Source organism: Stenotrophomonas sp. 1L-E-5-B-C3, from assembly GCF_057292075.1.
This window is the reverse complement of sequence record NZ_JBXAWS010000001.1, coordinates 104,635-119,769: the sequence shown is the minus strand read 5'-3', so window position 1 is coordinate 119,769 and position 15,135 is coordinate 104,635. Positions and strand designations below refer to the sequence as shown.

Here is a 15,135-nt window from a genome sequence, read left to right as displayed (position 1 = left end):
AAGCTGGCGTCATGAGTGAATTCAATCCCGCCCATGCTTCGTTGTTTCCTCAACAAGGACTGAGCCTGGGCCTGATGACGCCGGTTGCGGCGCATGGACTGGCCGACCCGGACGAGGCGCGGCGCATCGCACGGCTGGCCGATGATCTTGGCTTCGCCGCGCTATGGACGCGCGACGTGCCATTGATGGTGCCGCAGGGCCCGGATGCAACAGCGAGTGCGCTGGATGACCCGTTCCTGTGGCTGGGCATGCTGGCTGCCGCGACCGAGCGCATCGTGGTCGGCAGCGCAGCCATCGTGCTGCCATTGCGCCAGCCGCTGCAGGTGGCGAAGTCGGCCTTGAGCCTGGACCGGATCAGTGGCGGGCGCTTCGTGCTGGGCCTGGGTTCGGGTGACCGCCCGGAAGAATTTGCCGCGTTCGGTGAGGATCTGGAGGGCAGGGCGGCGGCGTTCCGTGAGCGCTGGAAGTTGTTGCGCGCAGCGTTGTCACCAGAGGCCGATGAACGGACCGCCGTACTGCAGGCGACCGGTGGTTTCGACGTGTTGCCGGCGCCGGCAACGCGGATTCCGATGCTGGTGGTGGGTACTGCGCGGCAGAGCCTGCAATGGATCGCGCGTGAAAGCGAAGGCTGGGCCACCTATCACCGCGAGGAGGTGGCGCAGGAAGGACGCATCGGCCTGTGGCAGCAGGCGCTGGTGCAGCGCGGCGGGCCGGGCAAGCCGTTCGTACAGTCGATGCTGCTGGACCTGCAGACGGATCCGCAGGCGCCAGCCGAGCCATTGCCGCTGGGCCTGAAGGTCGGCCGCGACGGGCTGCGCGACTATCTGCGGCGCGTGCATGCGCAGGGCGTGGCGCATGTGATGTTCAATCTGGTGGACAACGGACGGCCGATGGACGTGGTGCTGCGCGAGATCGGCGAGCAGGTCCTGCCGGATGTGCTCCGGTAGGTGTCCACCTTGGTGGACACGCCATATCGCTGCCCCGCTGCGCTCGCCGGGCATGGCCCGGCGCTACCCGCCGGTGTCCGGAACGTTCGCATCTGCGTATCATTCGCATTTGATATCCCGACGCCGGAGCACTCTGTGACCCAACGTTCCCCCATGCACCCGACTGGACGCCTGTTCGCCGCGGTCGCTTTCATCGAGGCCGTGACCTGGGCCGGCCTGCTCATCGGCATGTGGATGAAGTACGGCCCCATGGCCAACGTTGCACTGGTGAAGCTGTTCGGGCCGCTGCATGGCGTGGCCTTCCTGGTCTACGTGGCGGTCACCCTGTTCGCGGCGGTGCGGCTGCGCTGGCCGTGGTGGGCCAGTGCCCTGGCCCTGCTGGCAGCGATCCCGCCGCTGGTGACGCTGCCGCTGGAGTGGTGGTTCAAGCGCCGTGGTCTGCTGGGCCTGCGTGCAATGCGCTGAACCCACTGTTGCATGCCCATTCAAGAGAATGGGTATCAAATGCAAATACGAGCCGTTATCATTTAAAGATGGCATCGGGCCCTGAGCAGGACTGATGCCGGGCGGGGGCGTACAGACGCGCCCGGCCATCCTTTCCTGTTACGGCTGGTGTTTCATGCACGCACGTCCCGTCGTTCCCGGCTTGCCGGCGCTGGTGTTGGCTGCCCTGATCGGCACCATGGCGATGATGTCCTTCGTCGCCGTGATCGGCCCGGTGGTCCGCATGCTCGGTTTGTCCGAGTGGCATGCCGGCCTCTCGGTCACCGCCGCCGGTGTGTTGTGGATGCTGGCCGCGCGCCCGTGGGGCCAGCTCAGCGACCGCATCGGCCGCAAGCGCGTGCTGATGCTGGCGATGAGTGCCTACACCGTGGTCTACATCGCGCTGGCGGTGTTCATCGACGTGGCCCTGCAGGCGGTGCCGCCTGTGTTGGTATCGGTGCTGGTGCTGGTCGGTGCGCGTGGCCTGATCGGCCTGTTCTACGCCGCGGTGCCTCCTACCGCTGCCGCGCTGATTGCCGACAAGGCACCGACCGGGCAGCGTGCGAAATTCCTCGCTCGCCTGGGCAGCGCCAACGCACTGGGCATGGTGCTTGGCCCGGCCGCCGCTGGCTGGCTGGCCTATACGAATCTGTCGCTGGCGCTGTATGTGGCCGCATTGTTGCCGCTGCTTGCTCTGGCATTGCTGGCGTGGCGGTTGCCGGCCACACCGCCGGTGGAGAGCGCTTCTGCGCAACGCCGCCAGCCGATGAGCCGTCTCGACCCGCGCCTGCGCCTGCCACAGCTGGCGGCGTTCATCGCCATGGTCTCGGTGACCATCGCGCAGGTCACGGTCGGCTTCTTCGCGATCGACCGCCTCGGCCTGGATGCAGCTGCGGGCGCGCGCATGGCCGGCATTGCACTCACAGCGGTTGGCGTCGGCCTGATCCTGGCGCAGGCGCTGGTGATGAAGCTGGAGGTGCATCCGCGGCGCTGGATCATCCTGGGTGCGTTGATTTCCGGCATCGGTTTCGCTTCGGTGGCTGGCGTGCAGCAGGCCTGGCAGTTGCCGGCGGCGTATGCGCTGGCCGCGTTCGGCATGGGTTTCGTATTCCCCTCGTTCCAGGCGCTGGCCGCCGATGCGGTGGAAGCGCATGAGCAGGGCGCTGCCGCCGGCACCGTTGCTGCCGCGCAGGGGCTGGGCATGGTGGCCGGACCGATGCTTGGCACGTTGTTGTATCGCGGTGGGCCCAGCCTGCCTTACCTGCTGGTCGGCGCGCTGCTGCTGTTGCTGTGCGCGCTGGCCGCCGCGTATCGGATGAAGGAGACCTCATGAACGATTCCCTGATGCAGGGCGTGTGGCCGGAGGCTGCGCCTGCGCCGCAGGAGAACACCGACGACGCGTCGCTGTTCCTGCTGCAGCATGCGGGCCAACACGTGCACGCACGCGGGTGCCGCGCCGCGCTGCCGACCGGTGCACTGGCGACGCTGGCAGAGCGCGTTTCGGAGTTCTTTGCCCAGCAGCGCGGCGGTCCGGGCCTGTTGGTTGGCGCGGTGCCGTTCGAACCGCGTGCGGACGATGCGTTGTACCAGCCCGAGCGCCTGCTGCCGGCGCTGGCACTGCAACCTCAGGCCGCACCGCCGCTGGACGGCGACCTGCGGGCCGAGCCTGTGCCGCAGGACTATGCGTCAGCGGTTGCCGCGGCGGTGCAGGTCCTGCGTGCGCCCGAGCAGAACCTGCACAAGGTGGTGCTGGCGCGCAGCCTGTTGGCACGCACCCGCCAGGCGCTGTCGCCGGACGTGCTGCTGGCACGCCTGGGCGCGGATCCGTCGGTGGCGACCTACGCGGTGCCGTTGCCGGTGGAGCTGGGCCAGGCGCCGGCGTGGCTGGTGGGGGCAACCCCGGAACTGCTGCTGCGCAAGCGCGGTGCCGAACTGTTGTCGCATCCGCTCGCCGGTTCAGCACGCCGCAGCGCCGATGCCGCCGAGGACGAGCGTGCCGCGCAGGCGCTGCTGGCCTCGACCAAGGACCATGACGAGCATCGCCATGTGGTGGACGCCATCGTCGAGGGCCTGGCACCGTACTGCAGCCACATCGATGCACAGCCACGGCCGGTGCTGCATGCCACCGCCAGCATGTGGCATCTGGGAACCCGCATCCACGCCACCCTGAAGGATCCGCAGACGTCTGCCGCCGAACTGCTGGCACAGCTGCACCCCACGCCGGCGGTCTGCGGTACGCCGCGGCTGGCGGCACTGCAGCGCATCCGCGAACTGGAACCGGTGCCGCGCGGCTTCTACGCCGGCGCCGTGGGCTGGCTGGATGCGCAGGGTGACGGCGACTGGTACGTGGCGATCCGCTGCGCACGCCTGCAGGGCACGCAGCTGCGCCTGTATGCCGGTGCCGGCATCGTCGCCGAATCGGAACCCGAGGCCGAGGTGGCCGAAACCGCGGCGAAGTTCGCTGCCCTGTTGAACGCGCTGGGTGTCCATGAATCCGCGCCCGCCATTGAGCCTGCCGCATGAATACCTCCATTGATTCCTCCCGCCTGCCACTGAAGCAGGTATGGCCCGATGCGCTGGCGGCGCGCTATCGCGAGGCCGGTCACTGGCGCGGCGAGACCTTCCCGGCATTCCTGCATGAGCGTGCGGAACGCTATGCGGATGACATCGCGGTGGTCGCCGGTGATGTCCGCCTGAGCTACGCGCAGCTGTGGCATGAGGCCGGACGCATCGGCGCGGGCCTGCTGGCACTCGGCCTGCAGCCCGGTGAGCGGGTGCTGGTGCAGCTGGGCAACACCGCCGGCTTCATCACTACGATCTGTGGCCTGTTCCGGGCCGGACTGGTGCCGGTGTACGCGCTGCCTGCGCACCGCATCACCGAGCTGGTGCACTTCGCGAACAAGGCCGAGGCCAGTGCCTACATCACTGCCGACCTGCACGACGGCTTTGATCATCGCGGGCTGGCGCGGGCGCTGCAGGCCGAGGTGCCGGCGCTGCGCCACGTGGTCATCGATGGCGATGCAGCGGAGTTCACCGCGCTGGAGTCGCTGCAGGGCGACCGCAGCCAGCTGCCGGCCGATCCGGATCCGCAGTCGGTGGCGTTCCTGCAGATCTCCGGTGGCAGTACCGGGTTGTCCAAGCTGATTCCGCGTACCCACGACGACTACATCTATTCGTTCCGCGCCAGCAATGACATCTGCGGCATCGACCGCGACAGCGTGTATCTGGTCGCGCTGCCGGCCGCGCACAATTTCCCGATGAGCTCGCCCGGCTTCTTCGGCGCGCTGTATGCAGGCGCCCGCGTAGTGCTCAGCCCCGGCCCCGGCCCGGATGCGGCGTTCCCGTTGATCGCCCGCGAGCGCGTGACCTGCTGTGGCCTGGTGCCGCCGCTGGCGCTGCTGTGGGCACAGGCGGCCGCCAGCAGCAAGCATGACTTGTCCAGCCTGCAGGTACTGCAGGTGGGCGGCGCCAAGCTTGTGCCGGAAGCTGCGCGGCGCGTGATCGACAGCCTGGGCTGCACCCTGCAGCAGGTGTTTGGCATGGCCGAAGGCCTGGTCAACTACACCCGGCTGGATGATCCGGAGGAACTGATCGTGGCCTGCCAGGGCCGGCCGATCAGCCCGGACGACGAAGTGCGCGTGGTCGATGACCACGACCAGCCGGTGGCCGAAGGCGAAGTGGGCCATCTGCTGACCCGCGGCCCGTACACCATCCGTGGCTATCACAACGATGCGGTGGCCAACGCGCGCTCGTTCACCGACGACGGTTTCTACCGAACCGGTGACCGCGTGCAGCAGCTGGCCGGTGGCTATCTGGTGGTGCAGGGCCGTGCCGGTGACCACATCAACCGGGCGGGCGAGAAAATCTCCGCCGAGGAGATTGAAGATCACCTGCTGGCCCACCCTGGTGTGTTCGACGCGGCCGTGGTCTCCATTCCCGACGAGTATCTCGGTGAGCGCAGCTGCGCGTTCGTGATCCAGCAGGGGGAGCCGATCAAGGCGCCGGCACTGAAGGCCTGGATGCGTACGCGCGGCCTGGCGGCGTTCAAGGTGCCGGACCAGGTCGTGTTCGTCGACAGTTTCGATACCACCGCGGTCGGCAAGATCAGCCGCCGCGAACTGCGCGCGCAGCTGCGTGCGCGTCATCTGCAACAGACAGGAGGAACGCGCTGATGGCGCTGCCCCGTATCACCGATTACCCCTTGCCGACCGCCGCCGAACTGCCGCAGGCGCGTGGCCCCTGGCGCCCGCAGCGTGATCGTATTGCGCTGCTGGTGCATGACATGCAGCGCTACTTCCTGGCGGCATTCGACGCCGGTAGTACGCCGCTGCGGCCGGCGGTGGACAATATCGTGCGCCTGCTGGCGCATTGCCGCGCACAGGGCATTCCGGTGTTCTACACCGCCCAGCATGGCGACCAGGACCGCCGTGACCGTGGCCTGCAGGCCGACCTGTGGGGCCCGGGTATGAGCCGCAGTGCCGATCATGAGCCGATCATCGAGGCGCTGGCACCGCAGCCGGGCGAGCATGTGCTGGTGAAGCACCGCTACAGCGCGTTCCAGCGCAGCAACCTGGAGACGCTGATGCGGGTACGTGGCCGCGACCAGCTGCTGGTCACCGGCGTGTACGCGCATATCGGCTGCACCGCGACCGCGGTCGAGGCCTTCCAGCGCGATATCGAGGCCTTCATCGCGGCTGATGCGGTGGCGGACTTCTCGCGTGCCGATCACGATCAGGCGCTGCACTGGATCGCACGCACCTGTGGCGTGCCGATGACCACCGATCAGCTGCTGGAGGTGCTGCGATGACCGCCACGAGTGAAGTGCTGGATCTGGAGCGGATGCGCTCCGATGTGGCGCGTGTGCTGGAGTGCACGCCGGCCGAGATCGGTGACGACGACAACCTGATCGACCTGGACCTGGATTCGATGCGCATGCTCGGGCTGGTCCTGGCCTGGGGCAATACCGGCCTGCCGCTGGAATTCTCGCAGTTGGCCGAGCACACCACGCTGCGCCAGTGGTGGGGTGTGGTGCAGAAGCTGCAGGCCGCGCAGAACGCATGAACGTCGCTGTGCTGGCCACGCCGGTGGCACTGACCGAGGCTCAGGCCGGACTGTGGTTCGCGCAGCGGCTGGCACCGGACAATCCGTCATTCAATACCGCACATGCGGTGTGGATCGACGGTCCGCTGGACGTGGTCGCGTTCATGGCGGCTGCCCACCGGGCGGCGGTTGAAGCCGAGGCCTTCGCGCTGCGCTTTGCCGAGGGGGCCGACGGCCAGCCGCTGCAGTGGCATGACCCGTCGCACGTGCCGCTGCTGTCGGTGCGCGATCTATCCGGCGAGACCGACCCGGCATCGGCGGCGCGTGCCCTGATGCAGGCCGACCGGCTCAGCGCGGTCGATCCAACCCGCGACAGGATCAGCCAGCAAGTGCTGTTCGATCTGGGTGGGCAGCGCTGGGCCTGGTACCTGCGCGTCCATCATCTGGCCGCGGATGGTTACGGCATGGCGCTGTTTACTGATCGCGTGTGCGCCTTGTATGCCGGTCGTGCGGGTGAGGCACTGCCGGGGCTGGCGGGCGTGCTGGCCGATGATGCCGCTTATCGTGCCGATCCGCGCCGCGCGCAGGCCGGGCAGTGGTGGCGCGGGCAGCTGCAGGGCGCGCCGGCGGGCGCGGGCCTGGCCGGTACGCTCGCGGCCAGTGACGACGCGCTGCGCTGGGTGCAGCCGCTCGATGCGGCATTCCGTGAGCAGTTGCTGCAGGTATCGGTACGTTGGCTGCAGCCCTGGCCGGATGTGCTGGCCGCGTTGTCGGCCGAGTACCTGCGGCGGATGAGCGCTGCCGATGAAGTGGTGCTGGGGGTGCCCTACATGGGGCGGCTCGGCAAAGCATCGGCGCGGGTGCCGGCGATGGTGATGAATGTGTTGCCGCTGCGTGTGGCGGCCGGTGAGGGCAGCGTCGAGGCCTTTACCCGCGGCCTGGGCCGGCAGCTCAGCCAGGGCCGCAAGCACGGCCGTTACCGCGGTGAGCAGTTGCGCCGGGACCTGGGCCTGGTCGGCGCGCAGCAGCGCCTGCACGGTCCGCTGGTGAATGTGCAGCCGTTCTACAAGCCACTGGCACTGACCGGCGTGCAGGCGACGCTGGAGGTGCTGTGCACCGGGCCGGTGGATGATCTGACGCTTGGCTTCCGTGGTGACGGCCAGTACCTGCTGGATCTGGAGATCGAGGGCAATCCCGCGCTGTACAGTCGCGAGGATGTCGAGGCGCACGCGGCGCGGTTGCTTCATTTCGTGTCGGCGGCGCTGGAGGCTGAAGAGATCGAGGCCGTGCCGCTGGCCACCGTCGAAGAGGCGCAGCAGGTGGTGCATGGTTTCAATGCCACCGCGCATGCGCTGCCACCGACCACGTTGGTTGAACTGCTGCAGCAGGGCATGGACCGTGATTCGCACGCACCTGCGCTGGTTTTCGGTGACGTCGCGCTGGACCACGCCACGCTGGAGGCCCGCAGTTTCGCGCTGGCGGCACAGCTGCGGGCGATGGCGGTCGGTGCGGGCAGCGTGGTGGCGGTGGCGCTGCCGCGTTCGCTGGAACTGGTGATCGCGCTGGTGGCGGTGCTGCGTGCGGGTGCCGCCTACCTGCCGCTGGACCTTGCCCATCCCGATGAGCGCCTCGCGCGCATTCTCTCCTCGGCGCAGCCGGCGTGCGTACTGGCTGCGGCAGAGGTATCGGCGCGCACGAACGGCGTGCCGGTGCTTGCCCCCCATCAATGGACCGCGCTGAGTTTCGCAGCACCGTGGGCCGATCCGGCGCCCAGCGATGCAGCCTATGTGATCTATACCTCCGGTTCGACCGGCGAGCCGAAGGGCGTGGTCATCGAGCACCGCGCCATCGTCAACCGCCTGCTGTGGATGCGCGAGCACTACGGCATCCGTTCCGATGACCGTGTTCTGCAGAAGACCCCAGCCACGTTCGACGTCTCGGTCTGGGAGTTCTTCCTGCCGCTGCTGTGCGGAGCGGCGCTGGTGGTGGCGGGCCCGGACGCGCATCGCGATCCGACCGAGCTGGCGCGGCTGATCCGTGCGCATGCCATCACCACCGCGCATTTCGTGCCGTCGATGCTCGACGCGTTCCTTGCCGCGCCGGCCTCCGAAGACCTGCAGCTGCGCCGCGTGTTCACCAGTGGCGAAGCGCTGGACGCATCGCTGCGTGATCGTTTCCATGGGCGCGTGCAGGCCGAACTGCACAACCTGTATGGCCCGACCGAAGCGGCCGTGGACGTCAGCTACTGGCCGGCCTCTGCGCAGGACCGCTCACGGCCGGTACCGATCGGCTTCCCGGTCTGGAACACCCGCCTGTACGTGCTGGACGCGCGGATGCAGCCGCTGCCGGTGGGCGTGGCTGGTGACCTGTACCTTGGCGGCGTGCAGCTGGCACGCGGCTATCTCGGCCGCGATGACCTGACCGCCGAACGCTTCCTGGCCGATCCCTTCCTGCCAGGGGAGCGCATCTACCGCACTGGCGACGTGGCGCGCTGGCGCAGTGACGGCGCAGTCGAATACCTGGGCCGCAGCGACCACCAGGTGAAGCTGCGCGGCCTGCGCATCGAGCTGGGCGAGATCGAGGCGGCACTGCGTATGCTGCCGGGCATGGAGCGGGTGGAGGTGCTGCTGCGCCAGGATGCACCCGGTGATGCCCGGCTGGTGGCCTATGTGCCAGCGGCGCTTGCCGATGCCGTGATGCTGCGCAGCCACCTGGCCGCGCACGTGCCGGACTACATGGTGCCGTCGGCGTTCGTTGGCGTGGATCAGTGGCCGGTGACTGCCAACGGCAAGCTCGACCGCAACGCCTTGCCGAAGCCGCCGCAGAGCGAGATTGCCGGACTGGCGCCGCGCACGCCGCTGGAGCAGGAACTGGCAATGCTGTTCGCACAGGCGCTGGGCCGCGAGGCAGCGGTGGCAGTGGATGCGGACTTCTTCAGTCTCGGCGGCGACTCGCTGTCCGCGGTGCACCTGCTGCTGGCCATCGAACAACGCTGGCGCTGTGACCTCGGCCTCGGTGCCTTGTTCGCGCAGCCGACCGTGGCCGCATTGGCGACGCGCATTGCCGAACCGCCGGCGCTGGCCGACCACGCATTGGGCCCGGTGATCTCGCTGGCTGCGACTGACGCTGATGGGCCCACTCCGTTGTTCGTGCTGCACCCGGCCGGTGGCATCGCCTGGAACTACCGGACGCTGGCGCGCGCCCTGCAGCCGGCACGCCCGGTATATGGCCTGCAGTCGCCCGCGCTGGATCCGAAGCAGCCGTTGCCGTCCAGCATCGAAGCCATGGCCAATAACTATGTGCAGCGGGTGGTCACGTTGCAGCCGAAGGGACCGGTGCATCTGCTGGGCTGGTCGGTGGGGGGCATCCTCGCCCAGGCGATGGCGGTGCGCCTGCATGAAATCGGGCGTGAAGTCGGTGAACTGGTGCTGCTCGACGCCTATCCCAGCGAATGCTGGCGGGCCGAGCCGGAACCGGATGCCATCGCCGCACTGCGTGCGCTGCTGGCGATTGCCGGCCATGACCCGGAGGCGCATCCGGAGCTGGACAGCCGTGAACGCATTCTTGCCTTCCTGCGTCGCGGTGGTAGTGCGCTCGGCAGCCTGCCGGATGTAGTGCTCGATGGCGTGGTGCGTGCGGTGACCGGCACCAATCGCTTGATCCGCGAACACATCCACCAACCGTTCGACGGCACGCTGGTGCACGTGCGCGCTGGCCGGGATCATCAGACGCGGCCGCAGCTGCAGTCGGCGCTGTGGCGCACGCACGCGCGCAAGGTGCAGGCGCTGGAACTGCCGTTCCTGCATGCCGAGCTGACGGGACGCGATGCGGTGGCGCAGCTGGCACCGTGGTTGTCGGCGCGCCTGCGCCACTGGGATGAGCAACAGGAGATCGCAACATGCAGTTGACCGGCTTTGAAGGTCGCGTGGCACTGGTGACCGGCGCCGCCGGCGGCATCGGCGAGGCCCTGGTACGGCTGTTGGCCGAGGCCGGCTGCACGGTGGTGGCAACCGATCGCGAGGCGCCCGTGGTCGCGGATGCACGTGTGCAGGCGTTTGCCCTCGATGTGACCGACAGCGCAGCGGTGGACGCCTTGGTGGATCGCGTGGAAGCCAGCATCGGGGCCATTGGCCTTGCCGCCAGTGTGGCGGGTGTTCTGCATGTGGGAGCTGTTGCGGAGACCGCGGATGCCGATTGGCGCCGGGTGTTCGCAGTCAACGCCGATGGCGTGTTCCATGTTGGGCGTGCGCTGGCGCGGGTGATGTCACCACGGCGACAGGGCGCGATCGTCGCCGTCAGTTCGAATGCCGCCGGCGTGCCGCGGCACGGCATGGCCGCCTATGCCGCGTCCAAGGCCGCCGCCACGATGTTCACCCGCTGCCTCGGGTTGGAACTGGCGCCGCTGGGCATCCGCTGCAATATCGTCGCCCCGGGTTCAACGCTGACCCCGATGCAGACCGGCATGTGGCAGGACGAGCATGGCGCAGAGCGGGTGATTGCCGGCAACCTGGAGACGTACAAGGCCGGCATCCCGCTGCGCAAGCTGGCCACCCCGGAAGACATCGCCCACTCGGTGATGTTCCTGCTCTCCGAGCAGGCCGGGCACGTGGCGATGAGCGACCTGTACGTGGACGGCGGCGCCACCTTGCGCGGGTGATAGCACCCTATCTGCGATGAAATGGATCGGGGGTTGTAGAGCCGAGCCCATGCTCGGCTGCTTTCTGCCTCAGCCGAGCATGGGCTCGGCTCTACAGAGAGCGTGACGTCTGTTCTCCGTCAGGGCAGGGTCAGTCGGTAGACCAGCACCCGGTTGTCGTTGTCGTACGGACTGTCGCAGGATTGGCCCTGCATGCGGCAGCGGCGGGCGATGAAGTCGTTGTCGTTGCCGATCAGCAACAGCACGTCGTTCGGATGCTGCGGGTCCAGCGCTGGCAGCACGTCCATGGCCTCCCACTTTTCCGAGAGCAACCCGGCATGTGGGCCGCGCTTCGTGTCCAGGTCCAGCCCGGCACGCGCAAGTTGGGGGCGGTCGAGCAGGTTCAGCAGTTCGTCGCTGCGTGCGGGCACGATGCCTGCCTTCAACGTGGTACCGATGGGATCAGCCAGTACCGAGGTCGTGCCGGTTTCGTAGGTGCTGCCAGCCAGATTGCTGGCATCGGCCACATCCACCAGCAGCACCGACTTGTAGACGATCGGATCGTCGCCGTCCTTGCCCAGGCCATTGCCATCACGGGCCAGCAGCAGGAAACGGTGCGCGTCCAGTGCGCGCAGCTCGCTCTGCGCGGCAGTGCGGTCCAGCTTGCCCTTGCCGTCGTGCGCGTAGGCGGGTAGGGCCATCACGTAATGGCCGATAGGTTGCTGTGGCGTCGGCGAGGCCGTCACGTCATAGACCAGCACGCGGGTGTTGATGCGCCCGGCCGCGTTGCCTTTTGCGCTGTCCTGCAGCGTCGCGCTCTGCAGGGCCACGAACAGGCGGGTACCGTCGGGGGACAGGCCCATGCCTTCCACGCCCTGGTTGTTGCGGCGCCCAGTCTGCGGCGCCGCCAGCGAACCGAAGGCGGGCTTGCCATCGCGCTGCGGACGGATCGCCGGCGGCGCCATGATCACGCCCTGCAGCTGGCCCTGCGCATCGAAGTAGTAGACGTTGGCGGTGTACTCATCGCCGATGTAGAAATGGCCATCGGCGGTGAACTGCAGAGACTCCGCATCCAGCGAGACCTTGCCCGCGCCTGCGCCGCTGGCCGGCGAGGGCAACACCACCTCGCGCTGGGTGATCGTGTGGTCGCCCGGGTCGGCACCGGTGAAGGGCTGGCCGTTGAAATCCTTAAGTACCACGCCCTTGTCGGGCACCATGCTCAGCGTGCCAAGCGCAGGCTTGTCCGGGGCAACGTCGATGCGCAGCTGCATGCGCTCCACGCGACCGGCGTAGTCGTAGAACAGGCCGGCCTCGGGATCATTACGACCGCGGTCGGGCAGGGTCCACAGCACGCCTTCGTAGCCGCTGGCGGTGCGCTTCCAGGTGCCGGGCTGCACCGCCAGCGACGAGAACGAGCCCAGTGTGTCGCCGAGGAAATCCACCGTGCCCGCGGGCAACCGCCCGGCAGCGATCAGGCCTTTATCCACGTAGGTACGACCGCCCAGCTGCAGGGTGCGCGGTGGTGCACCCGTTGCCTCATGCGGAGCGGAGTATCCGCTGGCGGAGAGGGTGGCCAGCAGCAGGGCGGTCGCGAACATCAGTGGACTCCGGGCGGAAGATCAGAAGCGAAGGTCGATCGTACCGAACACCTGGCGCGGTGCCGAGGCATGGAACACGTACAGCTTGCCGGCCGGGTCGCTGGGTGCGAACACGCTCGAATCCAGGTTGCTGGCGTAGCGCTTGTCGGTCAGGTTGGTCACGTTGAACGACAGGCGCATGCCCTTGGCGAATCCGACCTGGCCGAAGTCGTAGCCGCCGGCCAGATCGAACACGGTGAAGCCGCCGAAACCCTGGTCGTTGGTGTAGGTGTAGAAGCGTTCGCCCGTGTACTTGCCACGCAGGCTGGCGAACCAGCCGTTGTCACGCCAGGTGATCTCGGTGGCCAGCAGCTGCTTGGGCGTGTCGGTCTGGATCTTGCCCTTGATCTGCTGCTCGACACCGGCCTGCACGTAGTTGGAGGCGTAGGTCGAACGGTTCAGCGAGGCCGAGGTGTACCAGCTGAAGTGCTTGTTCGGGGTCCACAGCACGGTCAGCTCGGCGCCGCGGCTGTCGACGCCGCCTACGTTGTAGAAGCGGTTGCCGCAGGTCGGACCCACCGGCTGGCGCGAATCACAGGGGTTGTACTGCAGCAGGCGGTTGTCGAAGCGCACGCTGTAGGCCGCAATCGAGGCCTGCAGGGTATCGGTGACGAAGCGGTAGCCGGCTTCGAATGAGCGCGATTCCTCCGGCTTCAGATTGCCCTGAGCGTTCCAGGTCGCCTGGCTGACCGCTTGCGGGCCCAGCTTGAACCCACCCTGGAACATGGCGATGTTCTCGGCGTAGCTGGCGAAGATTTCGTGGTGCTCGGTCAGGCGGAAGTTGGCGCCGATGCTGGGCAGGAAATTCTTGCTGGCCTTCAACGAACCGGTGGCGAACTGGTTGTTGGAGGTCGGCGAGATCGGCGTCTTCGCGTCGCCCGGCAGTGCCTGTGCATCGGAGGTGGCGTGCGGGCTCTTGGCACCGAACTCCAGGGTCAGGCGGTCATCAAGCAGGCGCCAGGTGTCCTTCAGGAAGAACTGATGGGTCTTCCAGCGCGTGCGCTGGGCGAACACGCCGACGTCGGAGGGCAGGGTGTTCATGCCACTCAGGTCGCGCGGCCCATCCACGGCGGTCTGGTAGCGTTCGGCGCTGCTGGTGTTGCGTTCGTACCAGACGCCGCCTTCGATGCGATGTGCACCCAGCTCCCAGTCGAACGACAGCGTGCCGCCGTCGCGGTCGATGGTGTAGATGGTATTGCGGAAGATGATCGGAATCTCCTGCGCGGTGCCCTTGTTCGACCACGCGCCGCTGTTCCAGTTGTGGCCTTCGCCACGGTCGTCGTGGTGGTAGGCCAGCGCACGCAGGCTGAAACCATCGGCCAGGAAGAAGTCGCCGGCCAGGTAGTACAGGTTGTCGTCACGCAGGATCTGACCGGCAGTGAAGGCGCCATCGGCGTCCTTGTCCGGGCCGCTGTTGTCGCACTTCTTCGCGTTGAGGCTGGCGGTATTGCAGTAGGCCTTGGCCACCGCCTTGTTCCAGTCCGGCGCGTAGCCGCCCCAGTCCCAGCCCAGCCCGCGCGACATCTCGTCCTTGGACAGGTAGAAGTAGTCCGCCTGGGTGGTGCGCGAGGTATCGACGAAGCCGGTGATCTGGCCGCGGCCGAAGTTCCACACGCCCTTGGCATTGAACTGCTTGGTGGTGGACTTGTTGTAGGCGGTCTGGTCGTTCCAGAGGTCCGATACCGCGTTCATGCCGGAAACGTAGCCGGAGAAGCCGTTGTACTCGCCGCTGTCCACGCGCACGAAGGTGCGGCGGTTGGCATCGCTGCCGAAGGTCTGCACCACGCGGCCACCGAGTTCCTGGGCCGGGCGGTCGGAGGTATAGGAAATGGTGCCGCCGAGGTTGCTGGTGGATGGCGTACCGAGGCTGCCGATGCCCACCGCCAGTTCGGCGCCGGCCATGTTCTCGCTGATCAGCGCACGGTTGATGGTCAGACCGTTGTAGTTGTTGTACGCGCCATCGCCCAGCGGCACGCCGTCGAGCGTGTAGCCGAGGCGGGTGGAGTTGAAGCCGCGCAGGCTGAGGGTCATCGACTGCTCGTTGGTGCCCAGCGCATCGGCCGACTGCGCGTTGACACCCGGAAGCAGGTTCAGCGTCTTCTGCAGGCTGGTGCCCGGCGGAAGGATGTCGAGGTTCTCGCGGGTGATGCGCTGCACCTGGCGCGCTTCCCCGCTGCCGATCACCGAAACCGCATCGAGATCGGTGGCGGACGTGCCAGTGGAGGTCGGGGCAGCATCCTGCGCCCAAGCCGCGGGAGCGAGCGCGATCGACAGCGCAGCGGCCAACAAAGTCTTCGTCATGTTACGGACACTCAGGCAGGCACGAGCCACCGCACGGGCGCGGAGCTCATGGAGTTCGAAAGGTGGGACAACCGATGCGACCGGTGGCGCT

Annotated in this window: 11 protein-coding genes; 9 read left to right on the top strand and 2 right to left on the bottom strand. The window is 67.7% G+C overall.

All coding sequences use genetic code 11. The features are described from left to right. Positions 1–11: 11 nt before the first annotated feature. The 9 genes from AC0Z6F_RS00530 (at position 12) to AC0Z6F_RS00490 (ending at position 11,127) form a co-directional block, all read left to right on the top strand. On the top strand, positions 12–947 hold the full coding sequence (locus AC0Z6F_RS00530) for a TIGR03571 family LLM class oxidoreductase (RefSeq protein WP_485616493.1): 936 nt from the start codon (positions 12–14) through the stop codon (positions 945–947). 153 nt (positions 948–1,100) lie between these two features. Further along, the gene (locus tag AC0Z6F_RS00525) at positions 1,101–1,412 is read left to right on the top strand and encodes a DUF3817 domain-containing protein (RefSeq protein WP_032129991.1); all 312 of its coding nucleotides are present in this window, start codon (positions 1,101–1,103) and stop codon (positions 1,410–1,412) included. A gap of 154 nt (positions 1,413–1,566) precedes the next feature. After that, positions 1,567–2,763, top strand: a complete 1,197-nt coding sequence (locus tag AC0Z6F_RS00520; protein WP_485616495.1) for an MFS transporter — start codon at positions 1,567–1,569, stop codon at positions 2,761–2,763. Next, complete coding sequence (locus tag AC0Z6F_RS00515) at positions 2,760–3,953, top strand: isochorismate synthase (RefSeq protein ID WP_485616496.1); 1,194 nt, start codon at positions 2,760–2,762, stop codon at positions 3,951–3,953. Before AC0Z6F_RS00520 ends, AC0Z6F_RS00515 begins: the two co-directional genes overlap by 4 nt. After that, positions 3,950–5,602, top strand: coding sequence for a (2,3-dihydroxybenzoyl)adenylate synthase (locus AC0Z6F_RS00510; protein ID WP_485616497.1), 1,653 nt, complete (start codon positions 3,950–3,952; stop codon positions 5,600–5,602). Before AC0Z6F_RS00515 ends, AC0Z6F_RS00510 begins: the two co-directional genes overlap by 4 nt. Then, complete coding sequence (locus AC0Z6F_RS00505; protein ID WP_485616499.1) at positions 5,602–6,237, top strand: isochorismatase family protein; 636 nt, start codon at positions 5,602–5,604, stop codon at positions 6,235–6,237. The genes AC0Z6F_RS00510 and AC0Z6F_RS00505 overlap by 1 nt, the downstream gene beginning before the upstream one ends. Further along, entirely contained in the window at positions 6,234–6,491 is a 258-nt protein-coding gene (locus AC0Z6F_RS00500) for a phosphopantetheine-binding protein (protein ID WP_006372122.1), read from the top strand. The genes AC0Z6F_RS00505 and AC0Z6F_RS00500 overlap by 4 nt, the downstream gene beginning before the upstream one ends. Continuing rightward, a complete protein-coding gene (locus tag AC0Z6F_RS00495; RefSeq protein WP_485616500.1) occupies positions 6,488–10,378 on the top strand; it encodes an amino acid adenylation domain-containing protein in 3,891 nt (1,296 codons plus the stop codon). The genes AC0Z6F_RS00500 and AC0Z6F_RS00495 overlap by 4 nt, the downstream gene beginning before the upstream one ends. Next, complete coding sequence (locus AC0Z6F_RS00490) at positions 10,369–11,127, top strand: 2,3-dihydro-2,3-dihydroxybenzoate dehydrogenase (RefSeq protein ID WP_448123118.1); 759 nt, start codon at positions 10,369–10,371, stop codon at positions 11,125–11,127. The genes AC0Z6F_RS00495 and AC0Z6F_RS00490 overlap by 10 nt, the downstream gene beginning before the upstream one ends. 119 nt (positions 11,128–11,246) lie before the next feature. Here the strand turns inward: AC0Z6F_RS00490 and AC0Z6F_RS00485 are convergent, their stop codons facing one another. After that, complete coding sequence (locus AC0Z6F_RS00485) at positions 11,247–12,704, bottom strand: esterase-like activity of phytase family protein (protein ID WP_485616502.1); 1,458 nt, start codon at positions 12,702–12,704, stop codon at positions 11,247–11,249. Between the two features lie 21 nt (positions 12,705–12,725). After that, entirely contained in the window at positions 12,726–15,044 is a 2,319-nt protein-coding gene (locus AC0Z6F_RS00480; RefSeq protein ID WP_485616503.1) for a TonB-dependent receptor, read from the bottom strand. Positions 15,045–15,135 lie beyond the last annotated feature (91 nt).

Bases quoted from the DNA above. Each gene is read 5' to 3' on its own strand.
- AC0Z6F_RS00525 (WP_032129991.1), top strand. From the start codon at position 1,101: ATGCACCCGACTGGACGCCTGTTCGCCGCGGTCGCTTTCATCGAGGCC.
- AC0Z6F_RS00510 (WP_485616497.1), top strand. From the start codon at position 3,950: ATGAATACCTCCATTGATTCCTCCCGCCTGCCACTGAAGCAGGTATGG.
- AC0Z6F_RS00495 (WP_485616500.1), top strand. From the start codon at position 6,488: ATGAACGTCGCTGTGCTGGCCACGCCGGTGGCACTGACCGAGGCTCAG.
- AC0Z6F_RS00490 (WP_448123118.1), top strand. From the start codon at position 10,369: ATGCAGTTGACCGGCTTTGAAGGTCGCGTGGCACTGGTGACCGGCGCC.
- AC0Z6F_RS00500 (WP_006372122.1), top strand. From the start codon at position 6,234: ATGACCGCCACGAGTGAAGTGCTGGATCTGGAGCGGATGCGCTCCGAT.
- AC0Z6F_RS00485 (WP_485616502.1), bottom strand. From the start codon at position 12,704: ATGTTCGCGACCGCCCTGCTGCTGGCCACCCTCTCCGCCAGCGGATAC.
- AC0Z6F_RS00520 (WP_485616495.1), top strand. From the start codon at position 1,567: ATGCACGCACGTCCCGTCGTTCCCGGCTTGCCGGCGCTGGTGTTGGCT.
- AC0Z6F_RS00530 (WP_485616493.1), top strand. From the start codon at position 12: ATGAGTGAATTCAATCCCGCCCATGCTTCGTTGTTTCCTCAACAAGGA.
- AC0Z6F_RS00480 (WP_485616503.1), bottom strand. From the start codon at position 15,044: ATGACGAAGACTTTGTTGGCCGCTGCGCTGTCGATCGCGCTCGCTCCC.
- AC0Z6F_RS00505 (WP_485616499.1), top strand. From the start codon at position 5,602: ATGGCGCTGCCCCGTATCACCGATTACCCCTTGCCGACCGCCGCCGAA.
- AC0Z6F_RS00515 (WP_485616496.1), top strand. From the start codon at position 2,760: ATGAACGATTCCCTGATGCAGGGCGTGTGGCCGGAGGCTGCGCCTGCG.